Source organism: Agaribacterium haliotis (genome assembly GCF_002312815.1).
Lineage (GTDB): Bacteria > Pseudomonadota > Gammaproteobacteria > Pseudomonadales > Cellvibrionaceae > Agaribacterium > Agaribacterium haliotis.
The window spans coordinates 118,097-137,900 of record NZ_NKQJ01000012.1 but is presented as its reverse complement, the minus strand read 5'-3'; the positions used below and the strand labels follow the sequence as shown (position 1 = coordinate 137,900).

The window sequence follows — 19,804 nt, the reverse complement described above, 5'->3', positions numbered from 1 at the left end:
AGCGATATGAGCAAGGATAAATCCGCGGCGGGACACGACGACGCTGCGCAAGGTGACAGCGGGCAAAGTGACGATACGCAGACAAAACACACAGCCGACGAGAAAGACCCGATTAAAAAGCTGACAAAAATAGTATTGGCGCTGTGTCTTTTTCTGTTTATCTGGCATTTGTTTGCCGATCGTTATACGCCGTTTTCCGACAACGCTCGGGTGCGCAGTTATGTGGTGCCGATCGCCCCGCAGGTCGCCGGTAAACTTGTATCGGTGCAGGCAAATTTCTCTAAAAAAGTTGAAGCCAATGAGCTGCTGGCGCAGATCGATGCGCGAAGCTATCAGATGGCCCTGGATACGGCCGAGGCAAATCTGGAACTGGCCGGCCAGGACATCAGTGCCAGTACGGAAAGTATTAGCTCTGCTGAAGCCAAGCTGGCGCAGCAACAGGCGCAGCTGACCTATGTTCAGCAGCAGGCCTCGCGCTATCAAATTCTTGCCGCCAAAGGTGTTGTGTCAAAATCAGAGCTCGATCGCAGCATCGCCGAAGTCGCTAAAGCTGAAGCTAACGTCGATGCCGCTCAGGCCGAATTTGATAAAGCCAAAGAGCAGCTGGGAGTAGGCGGTCAGGACAACCCTAAAATTCGCTCGGCCATCGCAGCGCTCGGCCAGGCGCGGCTCGATTTAAGCTACACCGAAATCAGAGCGCCAGCTGCAGGTTACGTGACCAACGTTAGTCTCGATGTTGGTCAGTACGCAAGCCCCGGGCAGCCAATTATGACCCTGATTTCTTCGAAAGAAACCTGGATTGAGGCCTATATGCGTGAAAACAACCTCGGTCATTTGCGGGTTGGCGCACCGGTTGATATCGCGCTCGATAGCATGCCGGGAAAAGTGTTTAAAGGGCATGTTGTATCGCTGACGCTGGGCGTTGACTGGGCAAATAAAAGCACCAGCCCAGGCAAGCTACCCGTGGCGCCTCAGCAGAGCGGTTGGCTGCGCGAATCTCAGTCGTTTCCGGTCATTGTGCAGTTTGATGCAGGTGAAACCAAGACCATGCGTTTAGAAGGCGGGCAAGTCGAGCTTGTTGTTTATACAGGTTCAAATGTAATTTTGAACAGCTTGGCCTGGCTGAAAATACGAGTGTCTAGCTGGTTGTCTTACATTTATTGATGCCTGAGTTCAGTCGATGACACAGACGGCCTTGCCCCGACAGCTGCGAGCTGATCAAAACATAAAAAAACGTTGGCCGGTTTTTACAGTCGCTGGCCTGGATCTTCGCCAGCGCAGGATTCTGCGCTTGGCCTGCTTTTTGTCATTGTGTTTTATCGTTGCGGTGAGCATAAACTGGCCACTGGCTTTTTTGAGCCCGGTATTGCTGTCGAGTTTATTGGTGTCAAATAAAAAGCCGCTGGATCTAAAGGCGGGCCTGGGTTTGGTGACGCTTATTTTCCTGGCGCTTTTCCCTTTTGTTTTGCTCGGCTTAATTGTACCGCGCTGGCCGGGTATATCTGCCTTACTGTTGATACTCTGTTTTTATTATATTTTTTACTGGCGGGCGATGGAAAAACTGCCTGAGCTCGCTAGCTTATTGTTACTTATTGGCATTTGTTTGATGCCGCTGATGAGCTTGACCAGTCAGGCGCTGCCGCTTGGGGTGACCGCCGGCTTTATATTTTCAGCGGGCATTGCCGTTGTATTTGCCTGGTTTGCCTTCAGTGTATTTCCCGACCCCGCCGGTACCGAATACGATGTTACGGCTTCGAGCTCGACCTCGCTCTTTCGCCACGAAGCTCAGGTCAAGGCGATGGCAAGTACGCTTGCACTTTTACCGCTGGCCTTAAGTTTTTATGCCCTCGATTTACTCGACGCAGCCTTAGTGTTTGCATTTGTGGCGATTTTGATGCAAAACCCTGATATCGGTACCAATTTGAAGGCGGGCGTTGGGCTGTTGCTCGGTAATTTTCTGGGCGGCTGCATTGCCTACGCTGTATTTATTTTGGTCAAAGCCTCGCCCGAGCTGCTGTTTTTTTACTGTCTGATGCTGCTGTGCTTGTTATTGCTTGGCCAGCGTATTTTCTCTACTCATCGGCTCTCTGGTTTGTATTCGGCGAGTTTGTCAACGGTGCTGATATTGCTCGCTTCGGTAACGAGTTCGGCCGGTGGCGATTTTCAAGACAAGTTTGTCAGCCGTATGGTGCAGATATTTTGTGCCGGTGCTTACGTTATTATTGCTTTGGTGGTAATCAAAGGCCTGTTTCGAAAAAAAGCGCTGCGTTATTTGGCGCGTTTTGATTAACGTCAAGCGGCAAGGATTGGCGCTTGTAGCACGTGCTGGTGCTTGATGTTTGTCGAATCGATCGAGCTGCAACCTGATATAAACGCTCATTAATGTTTATTTCTGTGGATTCGAGGGGAATCTATGCTCAAAGCTGTATTAATGACAAGTCGCCCGCCATTTTTGGTGTTGGCGTTTACCTGCATGAGTTTAGTTGTGGCAACGGGCTTGTGGCTTGGCGGTACAGCGACAACGGCCTTTGTTGTGGCGATGTTGCTGTTGCTTTTTTTGGCCCATGTCAGTGTCAATGCATTAAATGAAGCGGAAGATTTTCGTTCGGGGCTCGACCTAAAAACCATTAAAACTCCGTTTAGTGGCGGCAGTGGCACTTTGCCTAACAAGCCCGAAGCGGTGAATGCCGCCTATGCTTTTGGCTTGGCAGCTTTGCTGTTGGCGGTATTCATTGGTTTGTGGCTGGCCGTGAAAACGGATTGGTATTTGCTGTTACTGGGTTTGCTCGGTGTTGTGATTATTCTTGCCTATACCAAGTGGATCAATCGTATGCCGTGGCTCTGCTTGATCGCACCGGGCCTTGGTTTGGCCGTTATTCCGGTATTTGGCGGGGCTTGGGTGTTAACCGGTCACGCTGAAGCGGACGCGCTGCTAATTAGTTTTATTCCGGCTTTGCTGATTAATAACTTGCTGCTTTTGAATCAATTTCCCGATCTTGAAGCCGACCAAAGTGTTGGGCGGCGAACCTTGCCTGTGGCATATGGGCGCCGTTTTAGCGCGTTTGTTTATTTATTGAACTGGTTGTTGGCGCTGATATTGCTGCTGGTGTTGATCGCTTTGCAGAAATTGCCACTGCTGGCGTTTGCAGCGGTAGTGAGCATGCTGCCCGGCTTGATTGCAGCGCGAGCTGCGTTTGCCTGTGGTGATAAATTGCACGAGCAAACGGCTTTCCTTGCCGCAAATGTTGCCTGTGCCGTACTGAGCCCGTTGGTGCTCGCCCTGGCGATGTATGTTTCGCGCTAGTGTTGCAATTTAGGCGACAACTCGGCCGCGATACATTTTTTTAGGTGTCTTGTTTTTACGCTCGTCGGCGCTGTCAGCTTTGGCCGGGGCTTTGTCTTCAAATACGGTCTGCCCGCGATAGACTTTTACTTGCTGGCGCGGGTGGTTTTTAGTGGGGTTATCTAAGCGCTCAGCCCACTCGCCGCCGGCAAGGTTGAAAAGCTCCTTAATCAAAGCTTTGTTAACGGCCGTAGCGGAGTCAAAATAGTAGTTGCGCAGTTCATCAAAAAGCTCGGGGTTGGCGAGCTTCACTGAAGGTTTCAGATCGCTAGGGCAGGTTCTACGTATCTCGTAGACCAGCTCTATCATTGGTTTGCTGAAATTCATATGTGCACCAGTTTAAGGCTTACCAAGCATTGGCGCGCACTCATGTTTGGCGTGCGAGCACAAGGTAAGAATGTTTTTGTGTGAAAACCCAAACTTTTTTCTTAGCCTGGGTACCGACATTATGTAAATAGACTTAGCTCTGTAGAAGCCTAAAGTAAATAGGCATAAAACGCGCCAAATTATTGTCTCCTTTTAGTTTACAAACAGCAAGAAAAGTCTCGGTGCTTGTTGTCGGTCTTTGTGTTTTGCGTGTTGGTTCAAAATTATGCGTCGCCGCAGACATCTTTTTGCCGTGTTGTTTTGTCATAATCATTGGCAAAAAAAATATGTGCTTACGATTTGAGTGATTTACGAAGTCGAAGTCGCACTTAGAACACTTTATCTTTGGCCTTTACACGGGCTGTATTAAATATCACTTAACAGTTTTTAGGTTTTAAATCGATACGGGTTTGATTGCTTGATGAGTACATATTGGCAGCGTGTAGGACAAATATGGCAGGCGTTCTTGTTGCTGGGCCTGACAAGCTTTGGTGGCCCCATGGCGCATATTGCGTATTTTCGCCAGGCGTTTGTCAGTAAGCGCGGCTGGATAAGTGAGCAGGGCTTTGCTCAGCTGCTGGCGCTTAGTCAATTTTTACCCGGGCCAGCGAGCAGCCAACTGGGCTTTTTAATTGGTTATCACCGCGCGGGCGTATTCGGAGCGCTATTGGCATTTGCTGCGTTTACCTTGCCTTCGGTGCTGTTGCTGATTGCTTATGCAAAGTTCAGCACTGCACTTTCACCGTTTTGGCAGCAGAGTTTGCTAGGCGGCTTAAAAATTTTGGCCTTGGTCATTGTCTGTGATGCATGCTGGGGCATGGGCAGGAACTTCTGCCGCGAGACCAAAGCCTTATTGTTAACCTTTGTTGTGTTTGTTGCTTTAATTATTTTTCCAACGTGGCCGTGGTTGGCTATCTCCTTGGGGGCTGTATTCGGACTGGTATTTTTTTCTGGCGCAGGTGAAGTCGGCTATGAAGCAAAAGCGGCGCTTAAAGAGGGGGGCTTAGTTCGTTCCTATGCAGCAGGGTCGTATAAACGTTCACTGCTTTTGTTGGCCGTATTTATTTTTTTGTTGCTTTTGAGTTACACGCTGCTTCCCGATACTTTGCTCGCTCGTTTAGCGCTGTTGTGTTATCAAAGTGGCGCCTTGGTCTTTGGTGGTGGCCACGTGGTGTTGCCGCTACTTGAAGTACCTGTGGTGCAGGCGGGCATGCTGACAAACGATGATTTTCTTGCAGGTTATGGCGCGACCCAACTTGTACCCGGGCCGATGTTTAGTTTTGCGGCATTTCTTGGGGCGAAAATTTCGCAAACGCAGCCAATCATGGCCGCGCTGATTGCGACATTGTGCATTTTTTTACCAGGTTTTTTGCTAGTGTTGGCGGCGCTACCACTTTGGCATAAATATATGGCTCAGCGGCATCTGGCCGGTGTTATTCACGGTGTTAATGCCGCGGTTGTTGGCCTGCTGGCGGCGCTTATTTTTACCACGCTGATTCCGAGCGCGATCCACGGGCCACAGGATGGTGTGTTTGCAGCGCTTGTTTTTATGTTGTTCAAGGCTCTGCGTTGGCCGATACCTGTGTTAGCGCTTGTGTGCTGTTCGTTTACGGCGTTATTTAATTTTTTTACGGGTTATTAAAGGCGACAACGAGTTGAGTTTAAAGCGCTCTACGCCCTGATAAATATTTTCGGCACTTTGGTTGAGCAATTCGGTGCGCGCTTTATCGGACTTAATTGTTAACAGGTGCTTGCATGCCCGCCTGCTTTATGTGGCGAGCCCAGGGTAAACTCAATGTTTTCCTGGCGCGCTAGAACGATGGCGCTAACGCTGCGACTTTTTGCTCATAGCGCTGTTTGTCTTGACCTTCAGCCAACTTGGCGGCCCGTTGCAGGGCATCAAAACCTTGCGTGGCAGCGCCACTTCGGTAGTAGATTCTGGCCTGTAGATAATGGAATTCGGCGTGTTCTGGGCGCAGTTTGATGGCTTTTTTTATGCTGCTCAGTGCGACATCGTACTGCTCATTCACCAGCGCTTTCCCGGCAAGTTTTGCCAGCCGAAAGGGGTTTTTACGGCTGTATTTTTGCACTTTGTTGGAGATCTCTTTGGCTTCTTGCTTGCGCTGCTGTTCACTTAAAAGTACGTAGAGATTTGTCAGTGCGCTGTAGTTGCGCTTGTTTATCTTAAGCGCTGTGCGGTAGGCCTTTTCGGCGGCTTGGCTATTGCCGCTGAATTTTTCAAGCACACCGAGGTTGGACCAGTACATGTCGGAGTCGGGTTCAAGCTCAATGGCGGTTTGCATGGTACTGCGGGCCTGTGGCCACTTTTTTTGATCCATAAGTGCCATGGCTATGTTGTTGTAATAGTCGGCAAAGGCTTGTTTGTCACTAATGCGTCTGCCTTGGCTTGGGTCAACTTCAAAGTCGTAAAAGGTGCCGAGAAATTCGATATAGATACGCTGGCGATGGGTGCTGACAGCGACGTTGACGTGGCCGGGTACTAAATAATAATCGCTGCGCTGTTCCCATTGGGCCGGCGTTTGCACACGCTGGAATTGCGCTTTTAAGCCGACATAGCGGGCGCTGGCAACATAGAGTAGGGCCAGGCTCAGGCAGTTACCGCGGCGAAGTTGCCAGGCCTGCTGCGCACTTAAGTTGGCATCGAAGTCGTAGCGAATCTGCCAGCCGTCTGGGCCAAACATCAGTTGGTGCAGAGCGACGGCGCGCTCACCGGGTTTGCGAATGTTTTTTATATTGTTTTCAAGTTCGGTTTTTATCTCGGCGCTGAGTTCAAGCAGTTTACTTTGATCAATAGCATAACGATTGCCTTCGACACTGTGTACAGGTGTGGCGCTGCTGTTAAATGCCAGGCTGAGCCCGGCGACGAGGCTCAAAACTTTGAGTGGCAATGTCATAAGCGTACTCCGGGCGCGAAGTAACCAATACCGTTTAATTATAGTTTGTGTTGCCGTTTAGCTGTTACGGCTCGACGCATTTTTACGCCTGTTTAACGCCTATTGAGGCCGCTTGTAAGGCATGTAAAACATAGCTGTGCGCCGCTTGCTGATTACTTTATTTGATAGGCTTTTCGATGCGGCACAGCTTTTGCGATAAGCCCCCTTAGTAAAAAAATCGCCAATTTATTGGCAAGTTTGTTGTTGCTTTGGGGTCGTTATGGCAGAAACATTTTTTCAGCACTTGCGCAGTTTGCCGTCGACGGTCGATGGCCAAAGCTTGCGTCAGGGTGTCGGCAGTGCCTGGCGCGGCAATTTAACTATACCTGTGCTGCTGCTTGCGCTGCTGGGCATGATGACGCTGCCGCTGCCGCCATTTCTTCTGGATGCATTTTTCTCTTTTAATATCGCCTTATCGATTGTTGTGGTGTTAGTCGCTGTCTACACCTTAAGGCCGCTGGATTTTGCCGTTTTCCCTACGATTCTGTTGGTCGCGACGCTGCTGCGTTTGGCGCTGAATGTCGCTTCGACACGGGTAGTTTTACTTAATGGTCACGAAGGTGGCGATGCCGCCGGCAAGGTTATTCAGGCCTTTGGCGAGGTGGTGATCGGCGGCAATTACGCGGTTGGCTTGGTTGTATTTATTATTCTGATCATCATTAACTTTGTTGTGGTCACCAAGGGCGCGGGGCGAATATCTGAGGTCAGCGCGCGTTTTACTTTAGATGCAATGCCGGGCAAACAAATGGCCATTGATGCCGATTTGAACGCCGGGCTTATCGACCAAGAAGAGGCGCGCACCCGCCGGGCCGATGTCGCTGCCGAAGCGGATTTTTATGGCGCGATGGACGGCGCCAGCAAGTTTGTTCGCGGCGACAGTGTTGCCGGTATTTTAATTTTGGTGATCAATATCATTGGCGGTCTTGCTGTTGGTATGGTCCAGCACCAGCTCGAGTTCCAAACAGCTTTGCAAAATTATGTATTGCTGACCATTGGCGACGGCCTTGTCGCCCAGATTCCGTCGCTGCTGCTATCGACGGCAGCGGCGATCATGGTTACCCGTGTCAACAGCTCTGAAGATATGAATCGCCAGGTCTTGTCACAGATGTTTGAGTCGCCAAAGGCGCTTGCGGTAGCGGCTGCGATCTTATTTATTATGGGCTCTATTCCCGGCATGCCACATTTTGCATTTTTAAGCCTCGGTGCAATCTGTGGTTTGTTGGCTTATTACATTTACTACCGCCAGCGAGAAGCGGAAGTGGTCGACGAGGGCGGCTTTAAAGGTGGTCGCGCCGCCGGAGCGCCGCCGTTTGTTCCCGGAGACGGCAGCGCCGCGCCGGTCGCGGCTATTGAACATCAAGCGCCCTCGGCGGCGCCCGCCGAGCCGGTGGAGGTTAGCTGGGACGATGTGCAGCCGGTCGACATTATCGGCCTGGAAGTTGGCTATCGTCTGATTCCACTGGTTGACAAAGCTCAGGGGGGCGAGCTGCTGGGGCGCATAAAAGGGGTTCGCAAAAAGCTCAGTCAAGAATTGGGTTTTTTAATACCCGCTGTGCATATTCGAGACAATCTCGATTTAATGCCAAATACCTATCGCATTAGCCTGATGGGGGTTGCGGTTGCCGAAGCTGAAGTGTTCCCCGGGCGCTTTATGGCCATCAACCCCGGTCAGGTTTTTGGCAAGCTCGATGGCACACCCGCCAAAGATCCGGCATTTGGCCTGGACGCCTACTGGATAGACGACGACAAACAGGATCAAGCGCAGAGCCTGGGCTACACCGTTGTCGACCCGGCCACCGTGGTGGCGACTCACCTCAATCAGATTATGCAAAATCATTCGCACGAGTTAATCGGCCACGAAGACGTGCAGAAGTGGCTCGACTTACTGGCCGAGAAATCGCCGAAGCTTGTTGAAGAACTGGTGCCAAACACGATTGGAATCAATCAGTTACGGAAGGTTTTGCAGATGCTTCTGGCCGAGAAGGTTTCGGTTAGAGATATGCGCAGCATCGCTGAGACACTCGCAAGTCGCGGCAATAATCAAATGAGCACCGAGGCGCTGTGTGCCGAAGTGCGGGTCAGCTTGGCTCGCCAAATTGTGCAAAGCATTGTCGGCAACGAAGCAGATGTGCCGGTGTTAACACTGGCTCCACGGCTGGAACAGTTGTTGCTTCAGAGCATACAACAGGCACAAAAAACTGGCGCGGACGACAGCGCTTTTGTTGAGCCGCAGCTAGCCGAGCGCATAAATCAAGCGCTGGTCAGTGCAGCTAAAAAACTAGAGGCGCAGGGTAAACCACTTATTTTGCTGGTCGCCACGCCGCTCAGGTCAATGCTTTCGCGCTTTTCACGCATAGCGATACCTGAACTGCGCGTACTGGCTTACAACGAGGTGCCGGATAACAAGCAGCTGACCATCGAAGCGACGGTGGGCGAAGGCTTGGTAAGTTAACCCCTGAACGGTGGCGGGAAAAAAGATGAATGATAGCGAAGCTGAAGTAAAACGTTTTGTCGCGCCGAGCATGAGTCAGGCTCTGGCGTTAGTTCGGGATGAGATGGGGCCGGAAGCGGTTATTTTAAGCAGCAAAAAAATTAATGGTGGGGTTGAGATCATTACTTCGCTCGAGCCCGATTACCACACCCGCGGTGTACCTGAGCGCCGCGATTTTGGTCAGAAGTTTGACACTGAACTCGACCACGCCATGAGCAGCGATAGCAGCTGGCAAAGCCAGGCAGGTATCGAGCAAGCTCTGGCCTCATACCCCAATTCTATGACCCCGAATGAGCGCGATCAGGCGCAGGTGCAGCCCAAAGGTGTTGAGCTTGCCGCTGAGATTGAGCGCGCGAGAGAGCGCATGCTTGCCGCGCGCAAAGCCGCTGCACAGGCTGAGCAGCAGGTATCGGCGCCGCAGGCAAACGAGTTGCCTGCATCCGCCGTGGCCGAACGATCGCCACCGCCAAAACAGGCTTGGTCGGAGGATCTGGTTCAGGAGCAAAAGCTCGCCGGCCTTAAAGAAGAGATTGCCGATTTGCGCTTGTTATTAGAGCAGCAAAGCTGGGCGGCGGTGGCGAGTGATGTTCAGGAACCAACACCGTCGCGCAGTAAAGTGCACAGCCATTTAGAACGCGTCGGGCTCAGCCCGGCCGTTATCAGTGAAATTCATATGGCCGTGCCCCACGGCCTTCGCCTTAACGATGCCTGGAAGCAGAGCCTGGCGACCTTGGCCAAAGGCATTCCTGTTGCTGAAGAATACGCTATTGAGCGCGGTGGCTGTTTTGCTTTTGTCGGCCCGACAGGCGTTGGCAAGACAACGACACTAGCGAAATTGGCAGCGCAGTACACCTTGCGTCACGGCCCAGGCAAAGTCGCGCTGTTGACACTCGACAGCCATCGTGTCGGAGCGGTAGAGCAACTGCGCTCGCTGTCAAAAATCCTCGCGGCACCTTTAAAAGTTGTCGGTCCGCGTTCGAGCTTGCTTTCTTGTCTTGCCGATTTTCGCGAGTTTCCACTCGTGCTTATAGATACCGCGGGTTTTCGTCACGGTGACACTAAACTCGCCGAGCAAGAAGCGCAGCTTGCCCAGTGCCCCCAGCTTCGGCGCATGCTGGTGCTGTCGAGCTTGAGCCAGAGTCAGCACCTAAAAGCGAGCGTACACGCCTACAAAGCCCGAGCCGATAGAGATTTGTGTGTATTGAGCAAGCTCGATGAGGCTTGCTCGCTAGGCGATGCACTAAGTGCGCTTTGGCAGAGTAAATTACCGTTGGCCTATATCACCGATGGCCAAAGCATTCCCGACGACATTCATCGAGCCAAGCGCCACGACTTGATCAGCCGTGCGGTCAGTTTGTCAAAGGCTTCGTATCAACAAGAACAGGCGAGCTTTTAACCAGCCGAGCTAAGTGTGTTTGCAAACGCAGCTGTTTTCCCTACAAGCTCAAGTGAAGTGCCCAGCCTTTGCTACATTGAAGTTAGATAAAAGTAAGTAGAGCAGATTATGAGTTCAAATCATCCAGTTAGAGTGATTGCGGTTACCGGCGGCAAGGGGGGAGTTGGTAAAACAAATGTGTCCGTGAATCTCAGTCTAGCTCTGGCCGCGCTGCGCAGGCGGGTTGTGTTGATGGATGCCGATCTCGGGCTCGCCAATGTGGATGTTTTGCTCGGTCTCGATGTCAAATACAGCATCGCCGATGTGCTCGATGGTTCTCGCAGTTTACGAGAGGTGTTGGTCAACGGCCCGGGGGGCATCAAAGTGGTTCCGGCCAGTTCAGGTGTACAGCAACTGGTGCAGTTGAGTAATCATGAACACGCGGCCTTAATCCACGCGTTTAGCGATATCAGTGATCAATTAGATGTGTTGGTGGTCGACACCGCCGCTGGTATCAGCGACATGGTTGTTAATTTTGTCCGCGCCTCTCAAGAAGTGCTGGTAGTTGTCTGTGACGAGCCGTCATCAATTACCGACGCCTACGCATTGATGAAACTGCTTAACACTGAACACGGTGTCAGTCGTTTTCGGGTTATAGCCAATATGACTCGCAGTGCAAAAGAGGGGCGCATGTTGTTTGAAAAACTCAACACTGTGTGTGAGCGTTTTTTAGACGCGACGATGAGTTACCTCGGCCACGTTCCATTTGACGAAAATGTACGAAAGTCTGTACAGGCTCGCAAACCGCTGCTCGAAACTGCACCGAACAGCAAGGCTGCACTTGCAGTTAAAGAATTGGCAAAAAAAGTAGATGAATGGCCGCTGCCGGGTGGTCCGCGTGGACATCTCGAATTTTTTATCGAGCGTCTATTGGCAAGTTCCAGCGCCGATACTCTGGTGTAGCGCTTTTCAGTATCAGTGGAGATAAATGCTGAAAGCATGTATGAGCTTAAAAACACGCTGCAATCGACGTACCGGGCTGAAGATTACGCTTATTTAGTCAAGCGCATTGCCCTGCATATTATGGCGCGTATGCCGGCCTCCGTTCAGTTAGAAGACCTTATGCAAAGCGGCATGATTGGTTTATTGGAGGCGATTCAGAAATTTGACGACAGCAAAGGTGCGAGTTTTGAAACCTACGCGGGGATTCGTATTCGCGGTGCAATTGTCGATGAAATGCGTCGGGGCGACTGGGTGCCTCGCTCTGTTCACCGCAACAAGCGAGCCATCAGTGAGGCGATTGAAGGGCTTGAAAAACGTTTGGGTCGAGATGCGCGAGACACTGAAATTGCCGACGCGCTGGGCGTTACGCTCGACGACTATTACAGCATGGCGCACGACTGCATGTCGGCGCGTTTGTTCAGCCTAGAAGAAAGCCTGGAGGGTGACGACGAGCACAGCCCCGGCGAAATTAAGGCCAACGATGGCGCAGAGCCGGCCGCGCAAGTTAGCGACGATGCGCTGCGCAGCGCCCTGGCTGCACAGATCAAGCACTTGCCGGAGCGCGAGCAACTGGTGCTTTCACTCTATTACGAGCAGGAACTCAATTTAAAAGAGATTGGTATGGTGCTCGGAGTCAGTGAAAGTCGGGTCAGCCAGATTCACAGCCAGGCGGCTGCGCGTTTGCGATCGCGCTTAAAAGGCTGGTAAGGCCTTGAAAGAACGCCAAAAACTGGAGTACTGACAGCGAGCGACTAGACTTTAATTCTGAGAAGGCGTGGAAGTTTGCGCTCGGCGCTCAGCAAGCAGGCTTAATCGCTCGGCACAGGCGCATGGCTCGACTGGAGCCTGCGGGGAATTTGAACAGTAAAAGCCGGATAACAAAAACCGGATACGTAAAGCACAAGCCGAAAATTAGGAGGCTGACTTGGACAAAAATATGAAAATCCTAATCGTCGATGATTTTTCGACGATGCGGCGCATCATAAAAAATTTACTGCGCGATTTGGGCTTTACCAATACCCAAGAGGCAGATGATGGTTCCACAGCCTTGCCAATGTTGCGCAGCGGGGATTTTGATTTTTTAGTCACCGACTGGAACATGCCAGGCATGACCGGCATCGATTTACTTAAAGAGGTTCGCGCCGACGCGAAACTTGCATCGCTACCGGTGCTAATGGTAACGGCTGAGGCAAAGCGAGACCAGATTATTGAAGCCGCTCAAGCCGGGGTCAACGGCTACGTTGTTAAACCTTTCACTGCTCAGGTTCTGAAAGAGAAAATCGACAAAATTTTTGAGCGTGTTAACGGTTAGTCCGGGGGACTCAGATGGCGAATGCATCTTTAAGACCGGATGATGAGCAATTCATTGCCAAGCTGGAGGACTCCGCCAAACAACTGGTTGATGTTCTTCAGAATCAAGAATACAAAACTGCATCCAAAATTATTCACGAGTTAATCGAGGCCAGGGATAAACATATCTTTAATTCTGTGGGGCAGCTAACGCGTGCACTACATACGGCGATTGTTAATTTTAATGTCGATGCGGATGTAAGTACTAACCCGCCGGAAATTAAAAACTCCGAAATCAGTGACGCCTCCGATCGGCTCCACTACGTATTGAGCCTCACCCAGGCGGCAGCTGATAAGACCATGGACAAGGTTGAAGCGGTTGCACCAATAGCGATGAATCTCGGCCAGGAGGCGCAGCGCCTGCAGGATGAGTGGAGCAAACTTAAGCGCCGGGAAATGACCAAAGAACAGTTTAAAGCTTTGGTTCTGCGCATTGATGAATTTCTTGAGCAGATGGGCGATGGCACCACTCAACTTAATAAAAGTCTGCAGGATATTATTCTTGAACAGGGCTTTCAGGACTTGACCGGCCAGGCCTTAAAAAAAGTTATCGAGCTTGTTACGGATGTCGAGCGGGAGCTGGTTGATTTAATGCGTATCGCCGGCCAGGTTGAAGTGGTAACGGGCTTGGCAAATGAAGACACGCCGGAGGGCGCTAAGCGTGAGTACAGCTCGCAAGGTGAGGGCCCCGCCATGCATGCAGATAAACGCGACGACGTTGTCAGCGGCCAGGACGATGTCGATGACCTCTTGTCGAGCCTTGGATTTTGAGGAATAAGCATGGCGTTTGGCGATGACGAAGAAATACTCCAGGACTTTCTTGTTGAAGCAGGGGAGATCATAGAGCAGCTGTCCGAGCAGTTGGTAGAACTAGAGCAGAGCCCCGATGATAAAGATCTGCTTAATGCAATCTTCCGTGGTTTTCATACGGTCAAAGGTGGTGCAGGCTTTTTGCAGCTCAATGCGATGGTGGACTGCTGTCACGTCACTGAAAACTTATTCGATATCCTGCGAAACGGCGATAGAGAAGTCAGCCCTGAGTTGATGGATATTGTTTTACAGGCGCTCGATACGGTGACAAGGCAGTTTCATCAACTGCAAAACGGAGAGAGCCCTGATGAAGCCGACCCTCAGTTAATTCATCAGCTCGAGCTGCTTGTTGCAGGGGAAGACCTGAATGCGTCGTCTGCAGCAGTCGAGCCAGCCCAGTCTACTGAGTCGGCTGATAGCACAAGCACAGACAACACACCAGCGCCAAGTGTTGAGGGGGCAAGTCAGTCAGGTGCTGAGGCTTCATCGGCTGATTTTGATATGAGCGATGAGGAGTTTGAAGGTTTTCTCGATGCGCTTGATAACAAAGATGATGCCTCGGCAAGTCAGAGCAAGCCCAGTGACCCAAGCGCCAGTGTCGGCGGGGTAAATGTCAGTGCCGCAGGCGACGAGATAACTGAAGAGGAGTTTGAAGCTTTATTAGATCAGCTCCACGGCAGCGGTCAGGCACCGACGCTGGCCGACAGTAGCGCAAGCGCTGGCGCCGCTGAATCAACTGGCGCAACGAGCCCGGATGAAATCAGTGAGAACGAGTTCGAAGATCTGCTCGACCAGTTGCATGGTACCGGCAAGGGGCCGGGGCAAAATGCGAGCGAGGCAAACTCATCTGGTGGTGGTGATTTAATTTCTGATGATGAATTTGAAAATCTTCTCGATGAATTGCATGGCAAAGGTCACGGGCCGACAGCAGCGAAGGAGGAAGTGCCGGCGGCAAAAGATGAGGCTGCGCCGGAGGCGAAAGCCGAGCCGGTAAAAGCCGAAGTTCCAGAACCCAGCAAAGCTGCATCCGTCACAAAGTTGAAACCCCGAGACAACAAACAGGGGAATCAGCAGGCGGCTCAAGTTGCTCAAGGTGAGACAACGGTACGTGTCGATACGCAGCGACTTGACGATATTATGAACATGGTCGGTGAACTGGTATTGGTGCGCAATCGTTTAGTTCGTCTCGGCGAAGAAAGCACCGACGAGAGCATGCAAAAGGCGGTGGGTAATCTCGACGTTGTTACGGCTGATTTACAGACGGCCGTGATGAAAACTCGCATGCAGCCGATTAAAAAGGTTTTTGGGCGTTTTCCGCGTGTTGTGCGAGACCTTGCTAGAAACTTGAAAAAAGAAATTAATCTTGAGCTGAAGGGCGAAGACACTGACCTTGATAAAAACTTGGTTGAGGCACTGGCCGACCCTCTGGTGCATTTGGTTAGAAACTCCGTTGATCACGGTATTGAGTTACCTGCAGAGCGCGAGCGCAATGGTAAAACCCGGGTTGGAAAAGTTGTACTCGCTGCCGAGCAAGAGGGTGACCATATATTGCTCTCTATTTCTGACGATGGCGCAGGTATGGACCCAGATAAGCTGCGCACAAAAGCGGTTGAAAAAGGCATTATGGATACCGATGCTGCAAGCCGCTTAAGTGATGTTGAAGCATATAATTTAATCTTTGCTCCGGGTTTCTCCACCAAAACTGAGATTTCTGATGTCAGCGGCCGCGGCGTCGGCATGGACGTTGTAAAAACTAAAATTACTCAGCTAAACGGCTCCATTGAGATTCAATCGGCTTTGGGTGAAGGTACACGCTTTAATATTAAGGTGCCGCTGACTTTAGCAATTATGCCGACGCTAATGATTATGCTCGGCAAGCAAACTTTTGCGCTGCCCCTGGTTAGTGTCAACGAGATCTTTCATATGGATCTCACCAAGGTCAGTATCGTTGATGGCCAGGAGTGCATCGTTATTCGCGAAAAAACCGTACCTGTTTTTAATCTCAAGCACTGGTTGGTTAAAGGTGGTGCCGGTGAGAAAAACCCGCCTGAAGCACATGTTGTGATTGTGTCAGTCGGGACCCAGCGAGTGGGCTTTATCGTTGATCAACTAATTGGCCAGGAAGAGGTTGTGATTAAACCTTTGGGCAAGTTGCTTCACGGCACGCCCGGAATGGCAGGGGCAACAATAACGGGTGACGGCACGATTGCGTTGATTTTGGATGTCCCTTCGATGTTAAAACGTTATGCGGGTAATAATAAACGCGTGGCCTAGCTTAAATAACAGGAGTTAGCGTGGCTTATAAAGTATTGGTCGTGGATGACTCCGCCTTTTTTCAGACACGATTAAAAAAGATTATCGACGAGAGCCCTGAGCTCGAGGTGGTTGGCGTTGCCGCGAATGGGCAAGAAGCCATTGACCTTGATGAAAAGCTCAAGCCCGATGTTATTTCAATGGACTACGAAATGCCGTTTGTCGACGGCATTACCGCAGTGCGGACAATATTGTCCCGGCGCTCTGTCCCTATAGTTATGTTTTCATCAATGACCTATGAAGGGGCTCGAATTACGCTTGAAGCTCTTGATGCAGGTGCAGTTGATTTTTTACCAAAAAACTTCGCAGAAGTTTCTAATGACAGCGCCCAGCTAAAAAAACGGTTGCATGAAAAACTTATTAGCTTTGCAAAAAACGCCAGGCCGACAGTCGCTCGAACGGTAAGTGCAAGGCCGGTTGATACAAATGCGACGGTCAGTCGCAATAGTTCGTCAAAGCTTGAAGGTGGAAGTTTACGCAGTGAAAAACCTTCAGCTTCCAAGCGTTCGGCCGTTAAGCTCAAAGGCAAGGTGAAACTGGTTGTAATTGGTGCTTCTACCGGTGGTCCGGTGGCAGTGACCGAAATCGTGTCAAAGCTTGCATCGAATTTCCCGGTGCCGATTATTGTTGTGCAACATATGCCTGAAAACTTTACCCGAGCTTTTTCAGAGCGGCTCGATAGGCAGTGCCAACTCAGTGTCAGCGAGGCTAAAAACGGCGATGTGCTTGCCGCGGGCACAGTATTAGTAGCGCCGGGTGGCAAGCAGTTAATGTTCGAAAAAAATGCAAGTAAAATAAAAATCATCGACGGTGATGACAGGGTGAATTACAAACCTTGTGTCGACATAAGTTTTGGTTCGGCGGCTCAGGTTTTTGGAGCGAATGTACTCGGTATTGTGCTTACGGGTATGGGATCTGACGGTTGTGAAGGGGCGCGCATGTTAAAGCAAAAAGGCGCTGCCATCTGGTCTCAAGATCAAGCGACAAGTGTTGTTTATGGTATGCCGGCTGCGATTGCTAATAATCAGCTTAGTGACGAGGTTCTGGCAATAGGTGAATTCAGCGGTAAATTGACGAGCAGTCTCTAAACGATGGATCTAGTCAGCGTCATAGGCGTTACCATAGGGTTTGCAGCGCTGATCGGGGGCAATTTCCTCGAGGGCGGTTCTATCGCTACGCTTTTAAATGGCCCAGCGGCGATTATTGTATTTGGCGGCACGTTAGGGGCCGCCGTTTTGCAAACTCCGCGCGAAGGCATACGCAGGGCTCTATCCATGTTCCCCTGGATAGTCTTGCCACCAAAATGTAGCTTATCTAACGGTATCGCGCAGGTTGTAAGTTGGTCCCAGACTGCACGCAAAGAGGGGCTCTTAGGTTTGGAAAATGCCTCTGAGAGAGAAAACGATAGTTTTGATCGCAAGGCTTTGCAGCTGCTTGTGGATGGCAGCGATACCGAAGTGATTCGTCACGTGCTTGAAACAGATCTTGCGGTAAACGAGCAGCGCGATGTTGAGGCGGCACAGTTTTACGAAAGCATGGGGGGCTACGCACCGACGATAGGCATTATCGGTGCGGTGATGGGGCTTATTCATGTTATGCAACACCTCGCGGACCCTTCGGAGCTGGGGCCGGGAATTGCTGTGGCGTTTGTTGCCACAATTTACGGTGTCGCTGCTGCTAATTTGCTGTTATTGCCTATTGCGAGTCGCTTAAGGGCGTGTATTAAAGAGCAGAGCCTTTATCGGGAGCTGACTATTGAAGGCATTTGTGCGATTGCCGATGGTGAGAACCCCAAAGCCATCGAAATGAAACTCAGTGGATATTTGCGGTAGGTACCTGCTGTGAGCCATCGGCGTTTGTTAAGTCGAGCCCGCAAAGGCGAGCACCACGCGCGAAGCGTCGGCCATGAGCGCTGGTTAATTTCTTACTCAGATTTTATAACGCTGTTGTTTGCTTTTTTTGTGGTTATGTATTCGGTCAGCCAGGTACACGAAGAGAAGTACCGCACTTTATCAGAGACCTTAAGCGCTGCTTTTCACAGCCAACAAGACTTGCCGCAGCAACAAAACCAGCAACAGAAAAAACAACAAACGCTTGCTGAGCTTGAACAATTGGCGGGCCAACTTCAGCGGGAATTATCTGGCTTTCCTATTGCGGGTAAGGTTAGTTTGGGCGCCAATGAAAATTGGCTGGAGCTGAGCTTAAGCTCGGAATTGATTTTTGCCAGTGGTGCGGCGCAACCTAGCAATGAAGCGCTGGCTCTGTTTGCTGCGCTCGCCAGTCAGTTGGCACCTTATCAAAATGAAATTCAAGTCAGTGGCCACACCGATAGTGTTCCGATTAATAATAATCGTTATGCGAATAATTGGGAGCTGTCGTCTGCGCGAGCGCTGGCTGTAGTTAAAGCCCTCAGTGAGCAAGGTGTTGATAGTCAGCGCCTTGCCGCGGTGGCGTTTGCTGAGCACCGGCCGGTTGCTTCTAACGAAACAGAGCAGGGGCGGCGTCAGAATCGAAGGGTGGTGCTCAGGGTGGCGAGCTCAGCGCTTAAGGCGCCCGAAACTAAGCCCGAGCAGGCGCTTGAGCAGCTGCAATTGGCGGATGAGCCGTCAACTGACATTCGCTCAGAGCAGCAAGCTTTACAAAATGCAGCAGCGCCGCAAAGTGAACGAAGCAACGCTTCTGCTGAGGGCGAAGCGTCGATAGAACCGATTCGCTTAAAGGGCGGAGACCTGCTGTTTAGCTCAGACCCCAACTTGCCGAGGCTAAGGGCGATCGAGCAAGAATAATGCTGGTGCAGATTTTGCTGGCTTTCAAATAAAAATGGAAACAAAGCAGAAATGCTTGCAAAGAATTTAGCTGTGAGCGCTTGGCCGAGACCAAGGATTTCAAGGGGCAGTACGCAGCAATTAAGTTTTCAAATGGTTCGCGCAAAGTCTTTGTTGTGCGGTAAAAGAATGCGGTAATACACGTTGCCTGGATGGTCGAATATTGCCGCTTTTGATAGTGGAGTAGGTGTGCGAGTCTGGGCAGTCGCCAATCAAAAGGGTGGAGTAGGTAAGACCAGCTCAAGTGTTAGCCTTGCCGGTATTGCTGCTGCTGCGGGTAAGCGGGTGTTATTAATTGATATTGATGCGCACGGCTCACTCAGCGCGTGGTTTGGAATTAACCCGGACCAAATTCAGCTCAGTGTCTTTGATTTGTTTGAACAGCGCGCTTCGTTGAACACTTCGTTTTTACACAAACTGATTAAAAAAAACGTGTATCCCGGGGTGGATCTAATCCCGTCCGCTGTGGTTTTAGCCACACTTGAGCGTCGCGCTGTCGGCGAGGGCATGGGCTTGGTGCTCAAAAAAAGCCTGGCGCTTGTTGAGGCGCACTATGACTTAGTCATTATCGATTGCCCGCCCCAGCTCGGTGTACTGTTGGTCAATGCGCTTGCGGCCTCTGATTTAACGGTTGTGCCCGTGCAGACGGAGTACCTCGCCATTCAGGGGCTTGAGCGCATGCTAAACACCCTGAACATGATGCAGCAATCGCGCGGTGCGGCGCTGCAACACTGCGTGGTACCAGTGATGTACGATAAGCGCACCCAAGCTTCTGTGCATAGTTTGAGACAGATTCGCATGGATTATGGCGCGCAAGTCTGGCCGGGGAAAATTCCAATTGATACGCGCTTGCGCGATGCCAGTAAAGCGGGTGTGCCTATTCACAGTTTTGCTCCCCAGTCTCGCGCCGCGCAAGCCTACGCTAAACTGTATAAATATTTATTGTCAGCACAACAAAGCGAGGCAGCTTAGTTT

17 protein-coding genes are annotated in these 19,804 nt (G+C 51.0%); 15 read left to right on the top strand and 2 right to left on the bottom strand.

Translation table 11 applies throughout. The features are described from left to right. Positions 1-6 precede the first annotated feature (6 nt). The 3 genes from CFK45_RS14670 (at position 7) to CFK45_RS14660 (ending at position 3,304) form a co-directional block, all read left to right on the top strand. Positions 7-1,164 carry an HlyD family secretion protein gene (locus CFK45_RS14670; RefSeq protein WP_143247607.1) on the top strand — a complete coding sequence of 386 codons (1,158 nt, stop codon included), beginning with the start codon at positions 7-9 and terminating at the stop codon, positions 1,162-1,164. Between the two features lie 127 nt (positions 1,165-1,291). Beyond that, positions 1,292-2,290 carry a DUF2955 domain-containing protein gene (locus CFK45_RS14665; RefSeq protein ID WP_158224718.1) on the top strand — a complete coding sequence of 333 codons (999 nt, stop codon included), beginning with the start codon at positions 1,292-1,294 and terminating at the stop codon, positions 2,288-2,290. 123 nt (positions 2,291-2,413) lie between these two features. Then, on the top strand, positions 2,414-3,304 hold the full coding sequence (locus CFK45_RS14660; RefSeq protein WP_096087189.1) for a prenyltransferase: 891 nt from the start codon (positions 2,414-2,416) through the stop codon (positions 3,302-3,304). Positions 3,305-3,313: 9 nt separating this feature from the next. Here the strand turns inward: CFK45_RS14660 and CFK45_RS14655 are convergent, their stop codons facing one another. After that, complete coding sequence (locus tag CFK45_RS14655; protein ID WP_096087188.1) at positions 3,314-3,670, bottom strand: hypothetical protein; 357 nt, start codon at positions 3,668-3,670, stop codon at positions 3,314-3,316. A 460-nt stretch (positions 3,671-4,130) separates the two neighbouring features. Between CFK45_RS14655 and chrA the strand changes: the two genes are divergently transcribed. Beyond that, positions 4,131-5,351 carry a chromate efflux transporter gene (gene chrA, locus CFK45_RS14650; RefSeq protein WP_096087187.1) on the top strand — a complete coding sequence of 407 codons (1,221 nt, stop codon included), beginning with the start codon at positions 4,131-4,133 and terminating at the stop codon, positions 5,349-5,351. A 169-nt stretch (positions 5,352-5,520) separates the two neighbouring features. Here chrA and CFK45_RS14645 read toward each other — a convergent pair whose 3' ends face one another. Further along, positions 5,521-6,624 (bottom strand): tetratricopeptide repeat protein, encoded by a 1,104-nt coding sequence (locus CFK45_RS14645; protein WP_096087186.1) that lies wholly within the window; start codon positions 6,622-6,624, stop codon positions 5,521-5,523. A gap of 259 nt (positions 6,625-6,883) precedes the next feature. On the opposite strand from CFK45_RS14645, the gene flhA reads away from it, so the two are divergent. The 11 genes from flhA (at position 6,884) to CFK45_RS14590 (ending at position 19,801) form a co-directional block, all read left to right on the top strand. Then, the gene (flhA, locus tag CFK45_RS14640; RefSeq protein ID WP_096087185.1) at positions 6,884-9,115 is read left to right on the top strand and encodes a flagellar biosynthesis protein FlhA; all 2,232 of its coding nucleotides are present in this window, start codon (positions 6,884-6,886) and stop codon (positions 9,113-9,115) included. A 25-nt stretch (positions 9,116-9,140) separates the two neighbouring features. Continuing rightward, the gene (gene flhF, locus CFK45_RS14635) at positions 9,141-10,550 is read left to right on the top strand and encodes a flagellar biosynthesis GTPase FlhF (RefSeq protein ID WP_096087184.1); all 1,410 of its coding nucleotides are present in this window, start codon (positions 9,141-9,143) and stop codon (positions 10,548-10,550) included. Positions 10,551-10,658: 108 nt separating this feature from the next. Further along, positions 10,659-11,492 carry a MinD/ParA family protein gene (locus CFK45_RS14630; protein ID WP_096087183.1) on the top strand — a complete coding sequence of 278 codons (834 nt, stop codon included), beginning with the start codon at positions 10,659-10,661 and terminating at the stop codon, positions 11,490-11,492. Between the two features lie 36 nt (positions 11,493-11,528). Continuing rightward, positions 11,529-12,239 carry an RNA polymerase sigma factor FliA gene (locus tag CFK45_RS14625; RefSeq protein ID WP_096087214.1) on the top strand — a complete coding sequence of 237 codons (711 nt, stop codon included), beginning with the start codon at positions 11,529-11,531 and terminating at the stop codon, positions 12,237-12,239. Between the two features lie 217 nt (positions 12,240-12,456). Beyond that, positions 12,457-12,843 (top strand): chemotaxis response regulator CheY, encoded by a 387-nt coding sequence (gene cheY, locus CFK45_RS14620; protein ID WP_096087182.1) that lies wholly within the window; start codon positions 12,457-12,459, stop codon positions 12,841-12,843. 14 nt (positions 12,844-12,857) lie between these two features. Continuing rightward, the gene (locus tag CFK45_RS14615) at positions 12,858-13,652 is read left to right on the top strand and encodes a protein phosphatase CheZ (RefSeq protein ID WP_096087181.1); all 795 of its coding nucleotides are present in this window, start codon (positions 12,858-12,860) and stop codon (positions 13,650-13,652) included. Positions 13,653-13,661: 9 nt separating this feature from the next. Continuing rightward, complete coding sequence (locus CFK45_RS14610) at positions 13,662-15,965, top strand: chemotaxis protein CheA (protein WP_096087180.1); 2,304 nt, start codon at positions 13,662-13,664, stop codon at positions 15,963-15,965. Positions 15,966-15,985: 20 nt separating this feature from the next. Continuing rightward, a complete protein-coding gene (locus tag CFK45_RS14605; protein ID WP_096087179.1) occupies positions 15,986-17,092 on the top strand; it encodes a protein-glutamate methylesterase/protein-glutamine glutaminase in 1,107 nt (368 codons plus the stop codon). A gap of 3 nt (positions 17,093-17,095) precedes the next feature. Then, positions 17,096-17,836 carry a flagellar motor protein gene (locus CFK45_RS14600; protein ID WP_096087178.1) on the top strand — a complete coding sequence of 247 codons (741 nt, stop codon included), beginning with the start codon at positions 17,096-17,098 and terminating at the stop codon, positions 17,834-17,836. Between the two features lie 9 nt (positions 17,837-17,845). After that, entirely contained in the window at positions 17,846-18,790 is a 945-nt protein-coding gene (locus CFK45_RS14595; protein ID WP_239923699.1) for a flagellar motor protein MotB, read from the top strand. Positions 18,791-19,018: 228 nt separating this feature from the next. Continuing rightward, complete coding sequence (locus CFK45_RS14590) at positions 19,019-19,801, top strand: ParA family protein (protein WP_096087177.1); 783 nt, start codon at positions 19,019-19,021, stop codon at positions 19,799-19,801. The last annotated feature ends 3 nt before the right edge of the window (positions 19,802-19,804 follow it).